This is a genomic window from Mesorhizobium sp. P3_A2 (assembly GCF_056403115.1).
On the sequence record NZ_JBFUGC010000003.1, the window covers coordinates 422509 to 439745 of the forward strand.

At 63.4% G+C, this 17237-nt stretch carries 20 protein-coding genes and 1 pseudogene; 10 read left to right on the forward strand and 11 right to left on the reverse strand.

What is annotated here, in order from left to right:
• Positions 1-172 precede the first annotated feature (172 nt).
• The 5 genes from AC1DXM_RS09615 to AC1DXM_RS09635 are packed head-to-tail and all read right to left on the reverse strand — an operon-like array spanning position 173 to position 3476.
• Positions 173-694: a CoA-binding protein gene (locus AC1DXM_RS09615; protein WP_477232815.1), complete on the reverse strand. Its 522-nt coding sequence runs from the start codon at positions 692-694 to the stop codon at positions 173-175.
• Positions 691-1452, reverse strand: coding sequence for a GNAT family N-acetyltransferase (locus AC1DXM_RS09620; protein ID WP_477232816.1), 762 nt, complete (start codon positions 1450-1452; stop codon positions 691-693). Before AC1DXM_RS09620 ends, AC1DXM_RS09615 begins: the two co-directional genes overlap by 4 nt.
• Complete coding sequence (locus tag AC1DXM_RS09625; RefSeq protein WP_477232817.1) at positions 1449-2225, reverse strand: AAA family ATPase; 777 nt, start codon at positions 2223-2225, stop codon at positions 1449-1451. Before AC1DXM_RS09625 ends, AC1DXM_RS09620 begins: the two co-directional genes overlap by 4 nt.
• 9 nt (positions 2226-2234) lie before the next feature.
• The gene (locus AC1DXM_RS09630; RefSeq protein WP_477232818.1) at positions 2235-2657 is read right to left on the reverse strand and encodes a VOC family protein; all 423 of its coding nucleotides are present in this window, start codon (positions 2655-2657) and stop codon (positions 2235-2237) included.
• A gap of 3 nt (positions 2658-2660) precedes the next feature.
• Positions 2661-3476 carry an enoyl-CoA hydratase gene (locus AC1DXM_RS09635; RefSeq protein ID WP_477232819.1) on the reverse strand — a complete coding sequence of 272 codons (816 nt, stop codon included), beginning with the start codon at positions 3474-3476 and terminating at the stop codon, positions 2661-2663.
• A gap of 176 nt (positions 3477-3652) precedes the next feature.
• Between AC1DXM_RS09635 and AC1DXM_RS09640 the strand changes: the two genes are divergently transcribed.
• Positions 3653-4117, forward strand: a complete 465-nt coding sequence (locus tag AC1DXM_RS09640) for a PaaI family thioesterase (RefSeq protein WP_477232820.1) — start codon at positions 3653-3655, stop codon at positions 4115-4117.
• Here the strand turns inward: AC1DXM_RS09640 and AC1DXM_RS09645 are convergent.
• A complete protein-coding gene (locus AC1DXM_RS09645) occupies positions 4075-4308 on the reverse strand; it encodes a hypothetical protein (RefSeq protein WP_477232821.1) in 234 nt (77 codons plus the stop codon). The genes AC1DXM_RS09640 and AC1DXM_RS09645 overlap by 43 nt on opposite strands.
• Positions 4309-4339: 31 nt before the next feature.
• On the opposite strand from AC1DXM_RS09645, the gene rplM reads away from it, so the two are divergent.
• Together rplM and rpsI are read left to right on the forward strand one after the other, a co-directional pair.
• Positions 4340-4804 carry a 50S ribosomal protein L13 gene (rplM, locus tag AC1DXM_RS09650; protein WP_192253381.1) on the forward strand — a complete coding sequence of 155 codons (465 nt, stop codon included), beginning with the start codon at positions 4340-4342 and terminating at the stop codon, positions 4802-4804.
• Between the two features lies 1 nt (position 4805).
• Positions 4806-5288: a 30S ribosomal protein S9 gene (gene rpsI, locus AC1DXM_RS09655; RefSeq protein WP_027042360.1), complete on the forward strand. Its 483-nt coding sequence runs from the start codon at positions 4806-4808 to the stop codon at positions 5286-5288.
• A 275-nt stretch (positions 5289-5563) separates the two neighbouring features.
• On the opposite strand, the gene AC1DXM_RS09660 is transcribed toward rpsI, so the two are convergent.
• A complete protein-coding gene (locus AC1DXM_RS09660) occupies positions 5564-6463 on the reverse strand; it encodes a LysR family transcriptional regulator (protein WP_477232822.1) in 900 nt (299 codons plus the stop codon).
• A gap of 91 nt (positions 6464-6554) precedes the next feature.
• On the opposite strand from AC1DXM_RS09660, the gene AC1DXM_RS09665 reads away from it, so the two are divergent.
• Positions 6555-7427 carry an aldo/keto reductase family oxidoreductase gene (locus AC1DXM_RS09665; RefSeq protein ID WP_477232823.1) on the forward strand — a complete coding sequence of 291 codons (873 nt, stop codon included), beginning with the start codon at positions 6555-6557 and terminating at the stop codon, positions 7425-7427.
• Positions 7428-7629: 202 nt separating this feature from the next.
• On the opposite strand, the gene AC1DXM_RS09670 is transcribed toward AC1DXM_RS09665, so the two are convergent.
• Complete coding sequence (locus AC1DXM_RS09670; protein ID WP_477232824.1) at positions 7630-8682, reverse strand: glycerophosphodiester phosphodiesterase family protein; 1053 nt, start codon at positions 8680-8682, stop codon at positions 7630-7632.
• 267 nt (positions 8683-8949) lie between these two features.
• On the opposite strand from AC1DXM_RS09670, the gene speB reads away from it, so the two are divergent.
• From speB to AC1DXM_RS09685, 3 genes and pseudogenes are all read left to right on the forward strand, one after another.
• Entirely contained in the window at positions 8950-9951 is a 1002-nt protein-coding gene (gene speB / locus AC1DXM_RS09675; RefSeq protein WP_477232825.1) for an agmatinase, read from the forward strand.
• A gap of 30 nt (positions 9952-9981) precedes the next feature.
• Positions 9982-10908 (forward strand): N-acetyl-gamma-glutamyl-phosphate reductase, encoded by a 927-nt coding sequence (argC, locus tag AC1DXM_RS09680; RefSeq protein ID WP_477232826.1) that lies wholly within the window; start codon positions 9982-9984, stop codon positions 10906-10908.
• A gap of 98 nt (positions 10909-11006) precedes the next feature.
• Positions 11007-11117 (forward strand): annotated as a pseudogene (locus AC1DXM_RS09685) (3'-kinase); the annotation flags it as partial.
• A gap of 65 nt (positions 11118-11182) precedes the next feature.
• Here the strand turns inward: AC1DXM_RS09685 and AC1DXM_RS09690 are convergent.
• Positions 11183-12274, reverse strand: a complete 1092-nt coding sequence (locus AC1DXM_RS09690) for a COX15/CtaA family protein (protein WP_477232827.1) — start codon at positions 12272-12274, stop codon at positions 11183-11185.
• A 152-nt stretch (positions 12275-12426) separates the two neighbouring features.
• Here AC1DXM_RS09690 and AC1DXM_RS09695 point away from each other — a divergent pair, with 152 nt between their 5' ends.
• On the forward strand, positions 12427-12642 hold the full coding sequence (locus tag AC1DXM_RS09695) for a DUF2842 domain-containing protein (RefSeq protein WP_477232828.1): 216 nt from the start codon (positions 12427-12429) through the stop codon (positions 12640-12642).
• 13 nt (positions 12643-12655) lie between these two features.
• Here the strand turns inward: AC1DXM_RS09695 and AC1DXM_RS09700 are convergent, their stop codons facing one another.
• Positions 12656-13714 carry a polysaccharide deacetylase family protein gene (locus tag AC1DXM_RS09700; RefSeq protein WP_477232829.1) on the reverse strand — a complete coding sequence of 353 codons (1059 nt, stop codon included), beginning with the start codon at positions 13712-13714 and terminating at the stop codon, positions 12656-12658.
• A 92-nt stretch (positions 13715-13806) separates the two neighbouring features.
• On the opposite strand from AC1DXM_RS09700, the gene AC1DXM_RS09705 reads away from it, so the two are divergent.
• Complete coding sequence (locus tag AC1DXM_RS09705) at positions 13807-15036, forward strand: GNAT family N-acetyltransferase (RefSeq protein ID WP_477232830.1); 1230 nt, start codon at positions 13807-13809, stop codon at positions 15034-15036.
• Between the two features lie 106 nt (positions 15037-15142).
• Here AC1DXM_RS09705 and AC1DXM_RS09710 read toward each other — a convergent pair whose 3' ends face one another.
• Positions 15143-15856 carry a GntR family transcriptional regulator gene (locus AC1DXM_RS09710; RefSeq protein WP_477232831.1) on the reverse strand — a complete coding sequence of 238 codons (714 nt, stop codon included), beginning with the start codon at positions 15854-15856 and terminating at the stop codon, positions 15143-15145.
• Positions 15857-16120: 264 nt separating this feature from the next.
• Here AC1DXM_RS09710 and AC1DXM_RS09715 point away from each other — a divergent pair, with 264 nt between their 5' ends.
• On the forward strand, positions 16121-17209 hold the full coding sequence (locus AC1DXM_RS09715) for an ABC transporter ATP-binding protein (protein ID WP_477232832.1): 1089 nt from the start codon (positions 16121-16123) through the stop codon (positions 17207-17209).
• Positions 17210-17237 lie beyond the last annotated feature (28 nt).

Below are 17237 nucleotides of genomic sequence, written 5' to 3' on the forward strand. Positions count from 1 at the left end.
CTCTCCTGAACCTTCTGAAAATCGCCGGGCATTCTTGGCGAAGCGCGGGCTCGAATGCAAAGAAGAAAATACCTTTCGGCAAGCGATCTACGATGAACGCGCGAGGAACTTCATCGCTTCCCGGAATAATTTTGCTCGCCTGGGAACCGAGCGTGGCTTTCGGAACCGCGGTCTATTTCTGGCGCACGCCGAAACTCTGGAATCCCGACCGCATCAGCGGCTTCTTGGACGACAGGACACCGGAGTTGACGCCGGTCCAACCGATCTCGCCCGACAGCTTGCCATATTCGATCTTGGGGCAGCGGTTCATCACCACCTTCATTCCCGCCGCCTCGGCACGCGCAGCCGCCTCGTCATGGCGCACGCCAAGCTGCATCCAGATCACTTTCGGCAAGGGATCGAGCTTCAGCACCTCATCGACAATGCCGGGCACCGCTGCCGAGGCACGAAAAATGTCGACCATGTCGACCGGTTCAGGGAGATCGGCAATGCCGGCATAGGTCATGCGGCCGAGGATTTCCTTGCCGGCCTGTCCCGGATTGATCGGGAACACCGAAAAGCCCTTGGCCAGCAGATATTTCAGCACGAAAAAGCTCGGCCTGACGTCGTTGGCTGACGCGCCGACCATGGCGATGGTCTTCACCGAATTGAGGATGCCGCCGATATAGGCATTGTCGTAGGTATCGTGGTTCATCCGACAATCGCCTTCCTGCGGTAGTGATAGCGGTAGAGTTCTCGGGCAAACCCAAGCGAGGCATAGAGCGCGCGGCCCGGCGCGTTGTCGGCGACGACCTGCAGGCAGGCCGCCGAGGCCCCTGCCCGCCGCGCCCAGCCGATCAGGCCGCCAACCGTCTTGCGGCCGAGGCCTTGCTGCCGGAAACGGCCGTCGGTTTCAACCGACTCCACCACAAGCAGCCCATCGCGGATGACGCCATAGGCCAAGGCGGCAATTTCGCTGTCACGCTCGCAGGACACGAACGCCTTGTCGCCCACGATCAGCCCGGGCATCTCGCGAAAGACGCGGCGATCGGTGTCGTCATAGGCGCCCATGCGGAACCGCGCCGCGAACCAGTCCTCATCAGGCGTCGGCGACACGGTGACGTGCTCGTCGCTGATATCAGCCAGCTCCTCGATCGCGCCATAGAGATGAATGGTTCCGCCTTCGAGATCATAGCCTTGACGGTCGAGGAGCGTGTCCATCTCTGCGGCGATGCCGGGAACCCGAAACAGCGGGGTCTGGCCATGGCTGGTGTAGAACGCCTCGGCCGTGGCAAGCACGCTCTCAGGTGCGCCGCGTCTGCCGCGCAAGGGATTGACCGAGTTGCTGCGCCGGGTCCGGCCGCCCGAACGCCTGAGCAGCCAGCCGTCGACGACGGTTCCCACGGCTGCCGGCCAGGCTTCGCGACAAGCCTGTTCGCTCTGCCAGTTGAGGTCGTCGTCGCTCATCATCATTCGTCGTCTTCCCGCAGCGCCTCTTCCATAAACGCCTGCGGGTCGGTGCAGAAGTCGCGCAACATGCGAAAATGATCGGTATCGCTGAAATCGGTCGGGTCGAGGCCGAAGCGGCTGATGCGAAACAGCCGTGCGCCGGGACAAGCCATCAGCAGCGGCGAATGCGTGGCCATGATCACTTGCGCCGTGCCCGACTGGTCCATGCGCCGCAGCATCTTCAGCAGCTCGATCTGCCGCGACGGCGACAGCGCGCTTTCGGGCTCGTCGAGAATGTAGATGCCTTGCCGGCGGCAGCGCTCCTCGAAAAAGCGGATGAATCCCTCGCCATGCGACCAGGACAGGAAATCCGGCGGCGTCCCGCCGAACTCCCTGGCCGCCTCGTCGAGGTAACGAGCAACGGAATAGAAGGATTCGGCGCGGAAGAACCAACCGGCGGTAACTTTCGGCAGCCAGTGGCAACGAAAGCCGTCTGCTAGCGCGGCACCGCTCTTGTCGATGGCACGAGAATGATCGACAGGCATGCAGCCCTTGCCGCCGCCGGCTTCGTCATAACCGGCCAAAGCGCCGATAGCCTCCAGCAGCGTCGATTTTCCGGTGCCGTTCTCGCCGACAATGATGGTGATCGGCGTGGTGAATTCGAGCTCGAATTCGTGGCCGCGAAATAGCGGCAGGTTCCAGGGATACTTTTCCCAGTCAGCCACGCGCTCGGGATCGAGCAGGATGCGCTTGAGATAAGGCGCCTTCAGCCGCGTCAGTTGCTTGCGATAGGCCATGCGGACCGATCAGTCCGGCAGCGAGATGGTGCCGTCATCCGCGATCGGAAAGGCCGGATTGTGCGCGACTTCCCAGACATGGCCGTCGGCATCTGCGAAATAGCCGTACCAGCCGCCCCAGAAGGCGCGCCCCGCTGGCTTGACGATCCTGCCGCCGGCTTTTTCCGCCATGGCGAGCACCTCATCGACTTCGGCGTCGGAGCGGGTGTTGTAGGCGAGGTAGACCGCCGACGGCGCCCTGGCGAAGGTGACGCCGGAATCCTCCTCGGCGCTGTGGCGCGGAAACAGGCCGAGAATGGCGCCGCCCATCTGGAAGAAGGCGACGCCGTCGGTGATGCCGGCGTGACGCTTGAGGCCCATGCCCTCGTAGAAGCGCACGGCGCGGTCGAGATCTTCGGTGGCGATGGTGATGATGGAGATCCGCGGTTCCATGTTTTAGTCGTCCGTCCATTCCGGCTTGCGCTTGCCGATGAAGGCGCCGATGCCTTCTTCCGCATCGCGTGCCAGCATGTTCTCGACCATGACGCGGCCTGTATAGGCATAGGCGTCGGCCAAGCCCATTTCGGCCTGCGCGTAAAAGGCTTCCTTGCCGGTCTTGACCACCAAAGATGATTTGGAAGCAATGGTTTGCGCGTATTTGGTGACGATCTGATTCAGGTATTCGCGCGGCACCACGCGGTTGACCAGGCCGAACTCCTTGGCGGTTGCCGCATCGATGGTCTCGCCGGTCAGAAGCATCTCCATGGCGTGCTTGCGCGAGACATTGCGCGACAGCGCCACCATCGGCGTCGAGCAGAACAGGCCGATATTGACGCCCGGCGTGCAGAACGTCGCTTCATGCGAGGCGATGGCGAGGTCGCAGCTGGCGACCAGTTGCAGCCCGGCGGCGGTGGCCAAACCATCGACCTCGGCGATTATCGGCAGCGGATGGCGCACGATCGCCTGCATCAAGGCAGCACAAGCCGAAAATGTCTGCTCGAAGAACGCCTTGCCCTTGTCCGGGTCGGCTCGGCGCGCGGTCATTTCCTTGAGGTCATGGCCTGCGCAGAACACTTTTCCGGACGCCGCCAGGACGACGACGCGGACGGATTTGTTGGTTTTGGCGTGCTCGAGTTCGGCGCTTAGCGCCGCCATGACGGACAGCGACAAGGCATTGGCAGGCGGATTGGCGAGTGTCAGGCGCAGCACGCCCTTGTCCAGCCGGGCCATGACCGGACCTTCGGGCGGCTTGATGGCGACGATTTCGGCCATGGGCCGCTTCTCCCCAGTCGAGTTGGATGACTACAATCTAGTATGCGATCTCCGATCGTCCAACACCCTGAAACCGATGCTGGCACAAGCGACGCACCGATCTGACGCCATCGGCGACGGTTGCAACAGGCACCGGACCACGTTCATACAGGCACAGGTGCCAAGGGGAAACCGACATGCCCGCCCAGGACAGTCTCAAACCGGTGCTGACGGCGCCTGAAGTCAATGCGCTGATGGCCAGCGTCTATCCGCAGCTCAACGACGAATTCACCTTCTATGAGGCGCTCGACGTGTTCCCGGGCGGCTGCACGGTGCGGCTCAATGCCGACGAGCGGCATTTGCGGCCGGGCGGCACGGTGTCCGGCCCTTCGCTGTTTACGCTGGCCGACATTGGCGGCTATGTCTGCGTGCTCAGCCACGCCGGACCGGATGCCCTATCGGTGACCACCAACCTCAACATCAACTTTGTCCGCAAGGCCGAGGCGGGGCCGATCGACGGGCATTGCCGCATCCTGAAGCTGGGCAAGAGCCTGATGGTGTTCGATATCGACATCGTCGCCGGACCAGACGGACACACGGTGGCTCATGCCACGGGCACCTATTCGATCCCGCCGAAGCGGGTCAGCGATGTGGTAAAATAATACCTTTTTACCAAACCATTGTTTTTATTTATCTTTACGCGCTCGCGTGCTTTTCCTGCGCCTTGACGCGCAAAGTCCCCTCGCCTATAAGCCCACCCGAAGCAGCGGCCCGCAAAGGCCGCCGTTTTGTTATTGGCGGCGGGCAAGCGCTTGTCGCCAATCCAAGCAACAAGAAACGCCTTCTCCATCATTGGAGCAGGTCCAAACCGAAAGCAGAAATCCATGGCAACCTTTTCGCAGAAGCCTGCGGATGTGGTGAAGAAGTGGGTGCTGATCGACGCCGAGGGTCTCGTCGTCGGCCGTCTCGCCACTGTCATCGCCAATCATCTTCGCGGCAAGCACAAGCCCACCTTCACCCCGCACGTCGACGACGGCGACAATGTCATCGTCATCAATGCCGACAAGGTGGTGTTCACCGGCAAGAAGTTCACCGACAAGGTCTATTACTGGCACACCGGTCACCCCGGCGGCATCAAGGAGCGCACCGCGCGCCAGCTGCTCGAGGGCCGTTTCCCCGAGCGTGTCGTTGAGAAGGCCGTCGAACGCATGATCCCGCGCGGGCCCCTCGGCCGTCGCCAGATGAAGAACCTCCGCGTCTATGCAGGCACGGAACATCCGCATGTCGCCCAGCAGCCCGTCACCCTCGACGTGGCCAAGCTGAACGCCAAGAACAAGAAGGTTGCATAAGATGGCTGAGCTTTCCTCGCTCGCAGAATTGGGCGCCGCCACCGGCAACACCAACACCCAGCCGGCAGCACCCGTCCATGTCCAGAAGCTCGACAAGTCGGGCCGCGCCTATGCCACCGGCAAGCGCAAGAACGCCATTGCGCGCGTCTGGGTAAAGCCGGGTTCCGGCAAGATCGTCGTCAACGACAAGGAATTCGCGACCTATTTCGCGCGTCCGGTCCTGCAGATGATCCTCAACCAGCCGATCATCGCTTCCAACCGCGCCGGCCAGTACGACATCGTCGCCACCGTTGTCGGTGGCGGTCTGTCCGGCCAGGCGGGTGCGGTTCGTCACGGCATCTCCAAGGCGCTGACCTACTACGAGCCGGCGCTGCGCGCCGTGCTCAAGAAGGGCGGCTTCCTGACCCGCGACAGCCGCGTCGTCGAGCGCAAGAAGTACGGCAAGGCGAAGGCCCGCCGCTCCTTCCAGTTCTCGAAGCGCTAAGCGCTGCGACGTTCCAGATAATCGAAAAGGCCGCCTTTGGGCGGCCTTTTTGTTTGGTCTCGGCAGTCACCCCACCCGCGCCTTCGGCGCGACCTCCCCATCGAGGGGAGGTAGAAGGTCGCGGCAGTTTCGCCCGATGCCATTCAATAAGGTGGCAGGGCACGGAACGACAGTGCAAGGGGCGCGGCGCCCTGCCTCCCCTCGATGGGGAGGCCGGCGCGAAGCGCCGGGTGGGGTGATGGCGTTGAGCGTCGTTCATACCCGGCAGCAGGGTCTCAGAACTTGCCAGCTTTGACGAAATCGATGAACGCCCGCAGTGGCGCCGGCACCAGACGCCGTCCCGGATAATAGAGGAACGGTCCGGAAAAGCTCTGCCACCACGGTTCGAGGACGGGCTCGAGGGCGCCGCTCTCGAAGTGAGGGCGAAGCCAGCCCTCGAAGAGAGCGACGATGCCGCTGCCGGCAATCGCTGCATGGACTGCAAGGTCGCTCGCGCCGCCGATCCGCACGATCAACGGCCCCGTCGTGTCGACCCGCACCACTTCGCCGTCGCGCTCAAATTCCCACGGCAGCATCGCACCGCTGGCAAAGCGGCCGCGCAGGCAAGCATGGCCAAGCAGGTCGCTCGGATGTTGCGGCCGTCCGTGAAGATCCAGATAGGCAGGGCTGGCAGCCGTGGCGAAATGCTGGACGCGCGGTCCGATCGGCACCGCGATCATGTCCTGCTCCAGCCGCTCGTCATAGCGGATGCCGGCGTCACAGCCGGCCGCCAGCACGTCGACAAAGTTCTCATCGGCGATCACCTCCAGCCGGATACCGGGATAGGCGGCGAGGAAGCCCGGAATGATATCAGGCAATATCAGCCGCGCGGCACTGACCGGCACATTGAGGCGCAGCGAACCGGCCGGCCTGTCGCGAAAGCCATTGACCACGTCAAGCGCCGCCTCCACCTCCGACAGCGCCGGGCCAAGTCGTCCCAAAAGGCTGAGGCCGGCCTCGGTCGGAACAACGCTGCGCGTCGTGCGGTTGAACAGCCTGACGCCGAGTTGCGTCTCCAGACGGCGCACCGCCTCGCTCAAGCCCGACGCGCTGCCGCCGCTCGCACGAGCCCCTTCGCGAAAACCGCCGGCACGCGCCACCGCCACGAATGAGTTCAGATCGCCAAGGTCCATCATTGTTCGCCATTCCGCACAAGCTGTGCGAATTGTACCTTATTATCCCGAGGTTGAGCAGCGTCTATCTTCGCCTCCTCAAAGGAGATCGAGCATGTCCACTATCCAAAAGTCCGGCACATTCACCCTCGGCAGCCACACCGTGAAGCGGCTCGGCTATGGCGCCATGCAACTTGCCGGCCCCCACGTTTTCGGTCCGCCGAAGGATCGGGACGCGGCCATTGCGGTGCTGCGCGAAGCGGTCGCGTCCGGGGTCAACCACATCGACACCAGCGACTATTACGGCCCGTATGTCACCAACCAGCTGATCCGCGAAGCGCTGTTCCCCTATCCTGAAGATCTCGTCATCGTCACGAAGATCGGCGCGCGGCGCGGCAGCGATGCCTCCTGGCTGCCTGCCAATTCGGCCAAGGAACTTGAGCAAGCCGTGCACGACAATCTGAAGAACCTCGGACTTGAGGTTCTGGACGTCGTCAATTTGCGCATCATGTTCGGGACGATGGGGCCGTCCGAGGGCTCGATCGAAGGGCAGCTGACGGTGCTTGCCGAGCTGCAACGCAAAGGCCTGGTGCGCCATATCGGCCTGAGCAACGTCACCCGCGCGCAGGTCGAGGAAGGCCGTGGGATCGCCGAGATCGTCTGCGTGCAGAACATGTACAATCTGGCGCACCGGGATGATGACGGAATGATCGACGAATTGGCACGCGCCGGTATCGCCTACACGCCGTTCTTCCCGCTGGGCGGTTTCAGCCCGCTGCAGTCGTCGACCTTGTCGGATGTGGCGGCGCGCCTTCGCGCCACGCCGATGCAGGTCGCGCTGGCGTGGCTGCTCAAGCGCTCACCGAACATCCTGCTGATCCCGGGGACATCGTCGGTCGGGCATTTGAGGGAAAACCTCGCGGCGGCTGAGTTGGAGCTGTCGGAGGATGTTGTGGCCGAGCTGGATGGGGTGGCGAAGGCGGCGTAACCCTTTGCGGGCTGCGCTATCACCCCACCCGCGCCTGCGGCGCGACCTCCCCATCGAGGGGAGGTAGGAGGTCGCGCCTGATTCCAGCGCTCAGCCAGTTCTGAAGGGCACAACTGTCATGCAAGGCGCCAACGCCCTACCTCCCCTTGATGGGGAGGTCGGCGCGTAGCGCCGGGTGGGGTGCAGCGCCGGCGTTGAATTTCTAATTAATACTCGCCGTATTCGCCGGCTCGGCCGGCCTCGCCTCATCCGCATAAGGCACACGAAACCCATTCGCCGCCAGCCAGCCAATCGCAGCCTTCGGTTCGTCGGTCTGGATGATGGTGGCGCCGCGGTCGGCCCAGAAACCGTAGGTCTCGGCCGGCAGGCTGGCCGCGACAGCCAGTTCGTCGCCGCGGCCGCCGGAGAGGAAGCCGCTCGGCTTGTTGACGATGGCGTAGGTGTCGGCCCAGATGTGCCAGCCGCCCCGCACCGACACCGCCCGCATACGCGTGCTGAACAGCGGGCCGCCGGTCTCAGTCAGCGTCTCCGCCCCCGCCCGCCAGTTGATCAGCTCGATGGCGCCGGGCGCAAAAGCCTTGCCGACCTGCTCGGCAAAGGCGGCGTCATGCACCGCGTCGTCGGCGATGATCGGCATGAACTGGAAACCGCCGCCGGCAGCATCAAGCGCCGCCTTGACGGTGTCGATACGCTGCTGGTTCCACAGGTTCTCCTTGACGATCACCTGCTCAGTCATGCCGAGGTCGCGGGCAACTGCGATCATGCCCGGCAGCGCCTGGACATCGAGCTTGTTGTCGAGATTGATCAGGATGCGATCCCTGGTCGCCAGCAGCATTTCGCGCAGCGTGGAAACCGCCTCATTGGTGACGGCACCGGTGCCTTCGACCACCAGCCTGCAGCGTTTGAGGTCGGCCAGCGTGTAGTTGACCACCTCGCCCTTGCAATTCGTGGTGCGGTCGAGCCAGCTGTCATGCATGACGACGAATTCGCCGTCCTTCGAGCGCCTGATGTCGACCTCGACGATTTCGGCACCGATGGCGATGGCGCCTTCGACGGCGGCCAGCGAATTTTCGGCATAGAGCGTCTTGCCGGCCTGCATGCTGCCGGCGCGGTGCGCGGCGACCATGACATGGTCGCGCCACAGGTTGGCGTGCTCGAAGCGGTCGAGGATTTGCCTGGCGCGGGTTTCGCTTGCCTGGGCCTCGCCGGTGAAGGTGGCAAGTGCTGCGCAAAACAGAAGGCAGATGGTCCGCATCGAGAATCGCTCCTTGCCGGATCGACCCGGGGATAGGCGACGTCAGTGACAGGCCGGTGAACGCAGCCGGCTATCGGCTGCCTTGGGAGCCAGGGAGCAGCCCGTCGTGCTGCTGCAATGAAGTCATGCTGAAACCCTTGCAATGGCAGGATGCCTGCAGCTCAGCAGCATAAGAGAAGCGCGCCATGTCGTTTCGCCAAGCTGTGACTGGCATCTTGCGTGCCGGTTCTGTAGTTGTGGCAGCCCGATGAATAAAGAGGACCCGTAATGGCGAACCAGACCATCGACAACGCCTTCACCGCCCGCTCCAAGACGGGGGCATCCTTCGAGCCGACCTATGCCGGCGCGCTGTCGTTCATGCGGCGCAAATACACCAAGGATGTAAAGGGCGCGGACGCGGTCGTATGGGGCATCCCCTTCGACGCCGCCGTCACCAACCGGCCGGGCGCGCGCTTCGGGCCGCAGGCGATCCGCCGCGCCTCGGCCATCCTCGACAACGACCCGCAATACCCGTTCTCACGTGACCTGTTCGAACATCTCTCGGTCGTCGACTATGGCGACTGCCTGCTCGATTCGGGCAATCACCAGAAGACGCCCGGCACGATCGAGCGCGAGGCGGCGAAAATCCTGAAATCGGGCGCTTTCCTTTTGTCGCTCGGCGGCGACCATTTCGTTACCTGGCCGCTGCTCAAGGCGCATGCCGCCATCCACGGGCCGCTGGCGCTGGTGCAGTTCGACGCCCACCAGGACACCTGGCCGGACGACGGCAAGCGCATCGACCACGGTTCTTTCGTCGGCCGCGCCGTCAATGAAGGCATCATCGATCCCGACCGCTCGATTCAGATCGGCATCCGCACGCACGCCCCCGATACGTTCGGGATCAAGATCCTCTACGGTCACGAGATCGAGGAGATGCGGGCGTCCGACATCGCCTATGCCATTGTCGACCGCACCGGCGGCAGGAAGACCTACCTTACCTTCGACATCGATTGCCTCGACCCGGCCTTTGCGCCCGGCACCGGCACGCCGGTCGCCGGCGGACCGTCCTCGGCGAAAATCCTGTCGACGCTGCGCCAACTCGGCCAGGTCGATATTGTCGGCGCCGACGTCGTCGAGGTTGCGCCGGCCTATGATCACGCCGATATAACGGCGATCGCCGGCTCTATGGTGGCCATGCACTATCTCGGCCTGGTGGCCGAACGTAAGGCGCGGGCCGTAGAGTTGAACAACGGCAACCATGGCGCTGCGAACTACGGCCAAGGCATCTAGGTTTGAATTAGAACGGAATTTGGCAGGGATATGAAACCGAAAATCTTCATCGATGGCGAACACGGCACCACCGGCCTGCAGATCAGGGCGCTGCTGGCCGAGCGCGGCGATCTCGAGATCATCTCGATCCCGACCGAGCGTCGCAAGGAAACGGCGGCGCGCGCCGAATTCCTCAATGCCGCCGATGTCGCCATCCTGTGCCTGCCCGATGCGGCCGCCAAGGAGAGCGTGTCGCTGATTGCCAACGACACCACCAAGGTGATCGACGCCTCGACCGCGCATCGCGTGGCAGAAGGCTGGGAATATGGCTTTGCCGAACTGGACAAGGGTCAGGCCAAAACCATCGCCAACGCCAAGCGCGTCGCCAATCCCGGCTGTTGGCCGCAAGGGCCGATCGCGACGCTGCGGCCGCTGGTGGCGGCAGGCCTGCTGCCGCCGGATTTCCCGGTCACCGTCAATGGCATTTCGGGCTATTCGGGCGGCGGCCGGCCGATGATCGAGGACTATGTCGCCCAGGGCGAGGATGCCTCGGAATTCCTGCCCTATGGGCTGACCTTGCAGCACAAGCATGTGCCGGAGCTCAGGACCTACGCAAAGCTGTCGCATGATCCGATCATGCAGCCGGCGGTCGGCAATTTCGCGCAAGGCATGATCACCGTAGTGCCGCTGCAACTCGGCGGCCTCGACCACGTGCCGACCGGTGCCGAACTGCACGCCGCGATCGCCGACCATTTTGCCGCTATCAAGGGCGGCGTGGTCGAAGTGGCGCCCTACACGCATATGGAGCGCATGCCGGAGATCAATCCGGAGGTGTACAACGGCACCAACCGCATGAAGGTCTACGTCTTTGCCAATGACGACAGGGCGCAGGCGCTGTTGATTGCCGTCTATGACAATCTCGGCAAGGGCGCCTCGGGTGCGGCCGTGCAGAACATGGACCTGATGCTCGGCCTCTAGAGCGTTTCACCCGTTCCGTGGAAACGGCGAAACTGCTCTATCTCTTTGTTTGGAACAATTCCGGACGAAACCGCTCACCCTCTTCTGGAATTGCTCCAATGGACGTGCCTGCATCTCCAAAGCGCTGGAAGGTCAGCGCTCCCGAACTTATTGCAGAGACCTTTTCGAGCCGCATCTGGAAGGTGCGGCGCGAAGACGGCTCGCCGGCCAGACAAGAATGCGGTCGACGAGAACCGCGAGTTGTCGGTAACCGAAGGGATCCGGAAGGTGCGGCTCAGCCTCTGACTTCTATCTGGTGCGGCAGCGGATAGGCGCCCTTGGTGCCGCGCCAGTGCGCGGCGGCAAAACCCAGCAGGACAAGCGCGAAGGCCTGATGCGTCAGCGCCATGTGCAACGGCACCTGCATCAACAGCGTACCGATACCGATCGAGGCCTGGACCAGCACCAGCAGGAACAGCAGCGTCGCGCGCCGCCCGTGTGTCGTTGCCGGCTGGCGCATCCGTGTCGCGATCATGTGCCAGAGTGCCACGACAAAGACGGTATAGGCGCCCAGCCGGTGGACGAACTGCACCGTCTTCGGGTTCTCGAAGAAATTGCGCCAGGCCGGCTCGAGCAGCAGCAGGTCGCTGGGGATGATCTTGCCGTCCATCAACGGCCAGGTGTTGTAACTCAGGCCGGCGTCGAGCCCGGCGACCAGGCCGCCGAGATAGATCTGGACCAGCGCCAGCAGCACGATGAACCCGGCCAACCTCTGCGTCGACCGGTCTGCGGCCGGCTCGGAATGCGGTGCCAGCCCGCGAGCGACCACCATGGTGGCGGTGAAAATCAGTGCGGCAAGCGTCAGATGCGTCGCCAGCCGGTACTGGCTGACGGAGACGCGGTCGACCAGGCCGGAGGCCACCATCCACCAGCCGATGGCGCCTTGCAGGCCGCCGAGCAACAGAATGCCGAGCAGCTTTGGCCCAAGGCCGCGCTCGATGCGCCGCGTCGCCCAGAAGACCAGCAATGGCAGGCCGAAGACCAGGCCGACGCCGCGCGCCAGGATACGGTGCGCCCATTCCCACCAGAAGATCGACTTGAAGGCCTCCAGGCTCATGCCCTTGTTGAGCTCGGCATATTGCGGGATCTTCTGGTAGAGCTGGAATTCCTCCTGCCACTCCGCGTCGTTGAGCGGCGGTATCACCCCGTGGATCGGCTTCCATTCGGTGATTGACAGGCCGGACTCGGTGAGCCTTGTGGCGCCGCCGACCAGTACCAGCGCAAACAGCACCAAAAGCACGACATAGAGCCAGCCGCGCACCAGCGCCCGGTTGGAGAGATCGCGGTCGCGATCCATGGAAGGCGTGGCGGCTGAGATGGCGGCCATGGGCTGGTCCCGGCAGTTGCAAGTGGCGGATTGGTGAACCATCCCAACCCGGCTGACAAGACCGGACGGCGCGGCACGCCGTCGCGCCGCAACTGGCGGGTTGCACAGGCGCCCGGTTGGGCCTAAGCGAAGGCAATCAACGAGAACGCCTCATGCCCATCCGCCTGAAAAAGCTGATCGGAACCTTCCTGCTGGTGGCGCTGGTCATCATCTATGCGCTGGTCGCGTCGATCATAGCGGTGGCGCAGCTGTCGGAATCCGGCCCGCTGGTGCATTTCCTGTTCTTCCTGTTCAGCGGCCTGTTCTGGATACTGCCCGCGATGGGCATCATCAAATGGCTGATCCTGGAGCCGCGGCCGAAAGGCTGAAAACCGCCCCAGCCTAAATCGTGACCACCATCTTGCCGGCATTGGCCAGCGGCGTCGTCACCCCCGACAGCATGGTTCTGATATGGGCGACGCTCTGGTAGCGGCCATTGACGGAAATGCGCGGCAGCGCGTGCAGGAAGCCGGCATGCTCGGCATGCAGCACGCCATGGCGGGTCGTCACCGCCGAGGCATAGCCGGCATCGCGGGCAAAGCCGACTTCACGGCAGCCGACAGCGCTGGCGTAGCCATAGGGATAAGCGAGATGGCGCGGCTCTTCGCCCAGCTGCACCTGCAGCTGGCGCCTGACGTCGCCGATCTCATGGCGCGCATCGGCTTCGTCGAGCCGCTTCAGATTGCGGTGGTTGACCGTGTGCGCGCCGATGGTCACCAACCTGTGCCCGGCCATGGCGCGGATATCGTCCCAGGTCATCAGTGTGCTTGAGCGCAAGCCATCGAGTTCGATGCCGTTCGAGCGCGCGAGATCGCGCAGCACAGCGCGCTGATCCTCCTCGCGCACCTCCAGCGTCAGATAGGCGTGCAGGCGCGCATTGGCCTGGAGTTTTCTGCCGTGGGTAGAGCAGTCTATCATCACCGGACCCTTCGGCGTCGCCAGCGTCAACCGGTCGCGCGCGTTGACGATGTCCTCGACCACGTCCCACCACAGGTCGGCGCTGCCGTCGATCAGGCCCGGAGCGACATAAATGGTGATCGGCGCGTCGTGCTTTTCCAGCACCGGCAGCGCTTCGGTCATGTTGTCGCGATAAGCGTCGTCGGCGGTGATGGTGGCGAACTGGCCATCCTTGCCGCCGGCTTTGATGCGCTCAATCGCCTCGTCGAGCGTGACGAAAGCATAGCCCCTCGCCTTCATGTCGGCGACGAGAGCGTCGAGGAAACGCGGGGCGATGTTGAGGTGGCGGTTGACGCCGTCGGGCTTCTCCGGCGTGGCGGTGACCCGGTGCAACATCAGGATGGCGCCGATGCCGCCGACGAAGGGCTTGGCCAGCGGTGCAAGGCCGGTAAAGCGGGCGATGTTAAGCGCCAGTTTCCGAACTGCCTCCCCGCCGTCGATCATTCATTCACCTTTTGCGCCTAGGCTCAATCCAAGCACGGAACGCGCCGACGCGAACTCCCTGATCGCGACGAATACGCCTTAAGGATTGAGGTATGGTTGACGCCACCGCGTCATTTGACGGCAATCGGCTCGCTGCAAGCAAGGCGTCCGCGCGCGCAACGGCTGCCGACCAGACCAGCCTGTCGGTGTCGGTCGCCGACGCTGCCGCACTCGCCTCTTACGGGGAATTCTGCCGTTCCGCGCTGTTTGCGCCGGCGCAGAGCGCCGCCTGGGCCCGCGCCTGGACGACGCAGGCCAATCCGGATGCCGTCGTCGCCACGCTGAAAATCGAGGATCGGCCGGTCTTCTCGCTGGCACTGGAAATCACGCGAACTGGTTCATTCCGCGTCGCCCGCTTCATGGGCGGACGTCATGCCAACGGCAATTTCGCCGCCGCCGATGAGGCCTGGCTGGCAAAGACTGATGCCGGGGCGATCCGCAGGCTGGTGACGGCGATCGGCAAGGCGCGTTCCGACATCGACCTCATTGCGCTGGAAAGGCTGCTGCCCGATCTCGATGGCGTTGCCAATCCGTTGGTGGCATTCGCGCATTTCCCCAGCCCCAATTTGTCGCTCGCCGTCGACCTCGATGGTGGTTTCGATGCTTTGCTCTCCCGCGCGAGCGGCAAGCGCAAACGCAAGAAGCACCGTTCGCAGACGCGCAAGTTCGAGGCTGTCGGCAGTCATCGCCGCATCGAAGCGCGGACGACGGAAGAGGTGAACAGGCTGCTCGATGCTTTCTTCGAGATGAAGGAATTCCGCTTCGCCAAGATGGGCATCGCCAATGTCTTCGGCGACCCGGATGTGCGCGCCTTCTTCCGCGCTTTGTTCGCCGGCGCGCTGGCCGAGGAGAAACCGGCCTTCGTGCTGCATGGGCTTGAGGTCGCCGGCAAGCTGCGCGCCATCACTGGCTCGAGCCGTTCGGGCAAACGCCTGATCTGCGAATTCGGAGCCATCGCCGAGGACGATCTCGGCCACACCAGCCCCGGCGACTTCCTGTTCTTCGACAACATCCAGGAAGCCTGCGAGACGGGTTTCGAAGTCTATGATTTCTCGGTCGGCGACGAGCCCTATAAGCGGCTCTGGTGCGATATCGAGACCCAGCATTTCGAGGTGCTGGTGCCCTTGACACTAAAGGGACGCGCGCTGGCGTCGGCGCTGCGGCAAGGCGCGCGGGGGAAAGCCTTCATCAAGAACAGCCCGACCATCTGGAAACTGACCAAGATGCTGCGCCGCAAGGCGGCCGGACAGGCAGCGCCCGCTCCCACGGACGACGAAAACTAGAGCAATTCCAGGAAAAGTGTGAGCGGTTTTCCGTCCGGGAATTGCGAAAAAACAAAGAGATAGAGCGGTTTCGCCGTTTCCGTGAAACGGTGAAACGTTCTAGCCGTCAAAAATTGAGAGCTTCGCGCAGCGCGGGACCGGCCCTGACTCGCAGGTCGAGATCTGCTTCTATGTGGTCGATATGGTGCAGCATCAATCGGCTCACCAGCCCGCAATCGCCGCTCTCCAGTGCGCCGACAATTTCCGTGTGCTCGCTATGCCCGCAGGCTGACACGCCAGAGCGGCCGTAAAGGGCAATAACAAGTGAGGAGCGCGCAACCAATTCCTCCATGAAGCGCTGCAGGATGGCGTTGCCGGCGACTGAGGCCAGCAGCAGATGGAAATCACCTGACGCCTTGATTTCGGAGCGCCGCGCGGTCGGACCGCGTTCGGCGATGAAGCGGCCTTCCTCATCGAGTTGGGCGCGGAAGGCGGCGATATCGGTGGCTGTGACCCGCCCGCAGGCGGCAGTGGCAAGGCCCGGCTCGATCAGCCGGCGGGAGGCGAACACCTGGCGCGCTTCCTCGGGCGACGGGTTGGCAACGAAGGCGCCACGGTTTCGCTCGGTCCGCACCAACCCCTCGAAGGACAGCATCTGCAGCGCCGCGCGCGCGACGGTGCGCGAGACGTCAAATAGCGTGCCGACCTCGCCTTCCGACAGCTTGGTGCCCGGCGCCAGCCGACGGTCGACGATGGCGTCCCGCAGATTGTCGCGGATCGCCTGGGCGCGATCCTGATTGGCGCTGTCGGCTGCGGAATAGATCTGATCGGCAATGTTCATGGCGATGATGGTTCCCGCCCCCTTCTAGCGCGACTCTTCGTCTGCGCACGAGAGGCAAAGTGGACACGAAGCTAAAAAAGATTGCATACGATTCTTGTGCAAATCGCGCACAATCGCCCATATTTTGTGCAATGCACAAGGCAGCTCCTCAGATAGGCAGCGTTGCCGAAGCCTGATTTTTCAGACAATTCAATCGCTTGGCCGCTGACCCCGAAATTGGCACGCATGATGCTTTGGTTAATGCGACCAAACGGGGAAGCCTGAATGTCCAAAGCCGCCGAGATCGACATCGTGTCCGTTTCGAAAGTCTACGGAACGACGACTGCCGTCGAGGCCATCAGCCTGAAAATACCGGCAGGCACCTATTGCTGCCTGCTAGGCCCCTCCGGCTGCGGCAAGACCTCGACGCTGCGCATGATCGCCGGCCACGAAAGCATTTCGTCGGGCGATGTCCGGCTTGGCAATACTGTCGTCACCGACCTGCCGCCCGCCAGGCGCGGCACGGCGATGATGTTCCAGTCCTATGCACTGTTCCCGCATCTCGACCTCATCGACAATGTCGCTTTCAGCCTGAAGATGAAGGGCGTCGACAAGGAAAAGCGCCGCGCCAAGGCGCTCGACATGCTCAAGCTGATGCAGATGGAAGCCTATGCGACGCGCCGGCCCGCGCAGCTTTCCGGCGGCCAGCAGCAGCGTGTTGCACTCGCCCGCGCGTTGATCACCGACCCGGAGGCGCTGCTGCTCGACGAGCCGCTGTCGGCGCTCGACCCGTTCCTGAAAATCCGCATGCGGGCCGAGTTGAAGAAGCTGCAGACTTCGCTCGGCATCACCTTCGTCCACGTCACCCACAGCCAGGAGGAGGCCATGGCCTTGGCGGACCTGATCGTGGTGATGAATGACGGCCGCATCGAACAGGCGGCACCCCCACGCGATGTGTTCGAACGCCCGGCCACTGCCTTCGTTGCGCGCTTCATGGGCGACTACAATGTCATATCCGGCCGGGTCACCGGTGGACGCGACGGCATGGTCGTTTTCGACGTCAATGGCGGCGGCTCGCTCGCTGCCTGCGGACAAGGCCAGGAAGCGGGAGCCTCGATCGAAATCGCGATCCGCACCGACCATGTGCGCATGGGTGAGGCGCCCTCGCCCGGCCTCGGCTTCACCGGCATCGTCTCCAACATCGAATATCGCGGCGCTACGGTGAAGCTGTCAGTGGCCGGCGCCGGCATCGACGATTTCACGGTCATTCTCGACGATTCCGACTTCTTCGCCAAACCCGTCGCCATTGGCGACGCCGTACCGCTCGCCTGGGATCCGCAAGACGCGATCGTCCTCGGCCGCCTTCATTCATGACGTCAACGAAGCAAAACAAGAAAGGGGA

Bases quoted from the DNA above. Each gene is read 5' to 3' on its own strand.
- AC1DXM_RS09615 (WP_477232815.1), bottom strand. From the start codon at position 694: ATGAACCACGATACCTACGACAATGCCTATATCGGCGGCATCCTCAAT.
- AC1DXM_RS09620 (WP_477232816.1), bottom strand. From the start codon at position 1,452: ATGATGATGAGCGACGACGACCTCAACTGGCAGAGCGAACAGGCTTGT.
- AC1DXM_RS09625 (WP_477232817.1), bottom strand. From the start codon at position 2,225: ATGGCCTATCGCAAGCAACTGACGCGGCTGAAGGCGCCTTATCTCAAG.
- AC1DXM_RS09630 (WP_477232818.1), bottom strand. From the start codon at position 2,657: ATGGAACCGCGGATCTCCATCATCACCATCGCCACCGAAGATCTCGAC.
- AC1DXM_RS09635 (WP_477232819.1), bottom strand. From the start codon at position 3,476: ATGGCCGAAATCGTCGCCATCAAGCCGCCCGAAGGTCCGGTCATGGCC.
- AC1DXM_RS09640 (WP_477232820.1), top strand. From the start codon at position 3,653: ATGCCCGCCCAGGACAGTCTCAAACCGGTGCTGACGGCGCCTGAAGTC.
- AC1DXM_RS09645 (WP_477232821.1), bottom strand. From the start codon at position 4,308: ATGATGGAGAAGGCGTTTCTTGTTGCTTGGATTGGCGACAAGCGCTTG.
- rplM (WP_192253381.1), top strand. From the start codon at position 4,340: ATGGCAACCTTTTCGCAGAAGCCTGCGGATGTGGTGAAGAAGTGGGTG.
- rpsI (WP_027042360.1), top strand. From the start codon at position 4,806: ATGGCTGAGCTTTCCTCGCTCGCAGAATTGGGCGCCGCCACCGGCAAC.
- AC1DXM_RS09660 (WP_477232822.1), bottom strand. From the start codon at position 6,463: ATGATGGACCTTGGCGATCTGAACTCATTCGTGGCGGTGGCGCGTGCC.
- AC1DXM_RS09665 (WP_477232823.1), top strand. From the start codon at position 6,555: ATGTCCACTATCCAAAAGTCCGGCACATTCACCCTCGGCAGCCACACC.
- AC1DXM_RS09670 (WP_477232824.1), bottom strand. From the start codon at position 8,682: ATGCGGACCATCTGCCTTCTGTTTTGCGCAGCACTTGCCACCTTCACC.
- speB (WP_477232825.1), top strand. From the start codon at position 8,950: ATGGCGAACCAGACCATCGACAACGCCTTCACCGCCCGCTCCAAGACG.
- argC (WP_477232826.1), top strand. From the start codon at position 9,982: ATGAAACCGAAAATCTTCATCGATGGCGAACACGGCACCACCGGCCTG.
- AC1DXM_RS09690 (WP_477232827.1), bottom strand. From the start codon at position 12,274: ATGGCCGCCATCTCAGCCGCCACGCCTTCCATGGATCGCGACCGCGAT.
- AC1DXM_RS09695 (WP_477232828.1), top strand. From the start codon at position 12,427: ATGCCCATCCGCCTGAAAAAGCTGATCGGAACCTTCCTGCTGGTGGCG.
- AC1DXM_RS09700 (WP_477232829.1), bottom strand. From the start codon at position 13,714: ATGATCGACGGCGGGGAGGCAGTTCGGAAACTGGCGCTTAACATCGCC.
- AC1DXM_RS09705 (WP_477232830.1), top strand. From the start codon at position 13,807: ATGGTTGACGCCACCGCGTCATTTGACGGCAATCGGCTCGCTGCAAGC.
- AC1DXM_RS09710 (WP_477232831.1), bottom strand. From the start codon at position 15,856: ATGAACATTGCCGATCAGATCTATTCCGCAGCCGACAGCGCCAATCAG.
- AC1DXM_RS09715 (WP_477232832.1), top strand. From the start codon at position 16,121: ATGTCCAAAGCCGCCGAGATCGACATCGTGTCCGTTTCGAAAGTCTAC.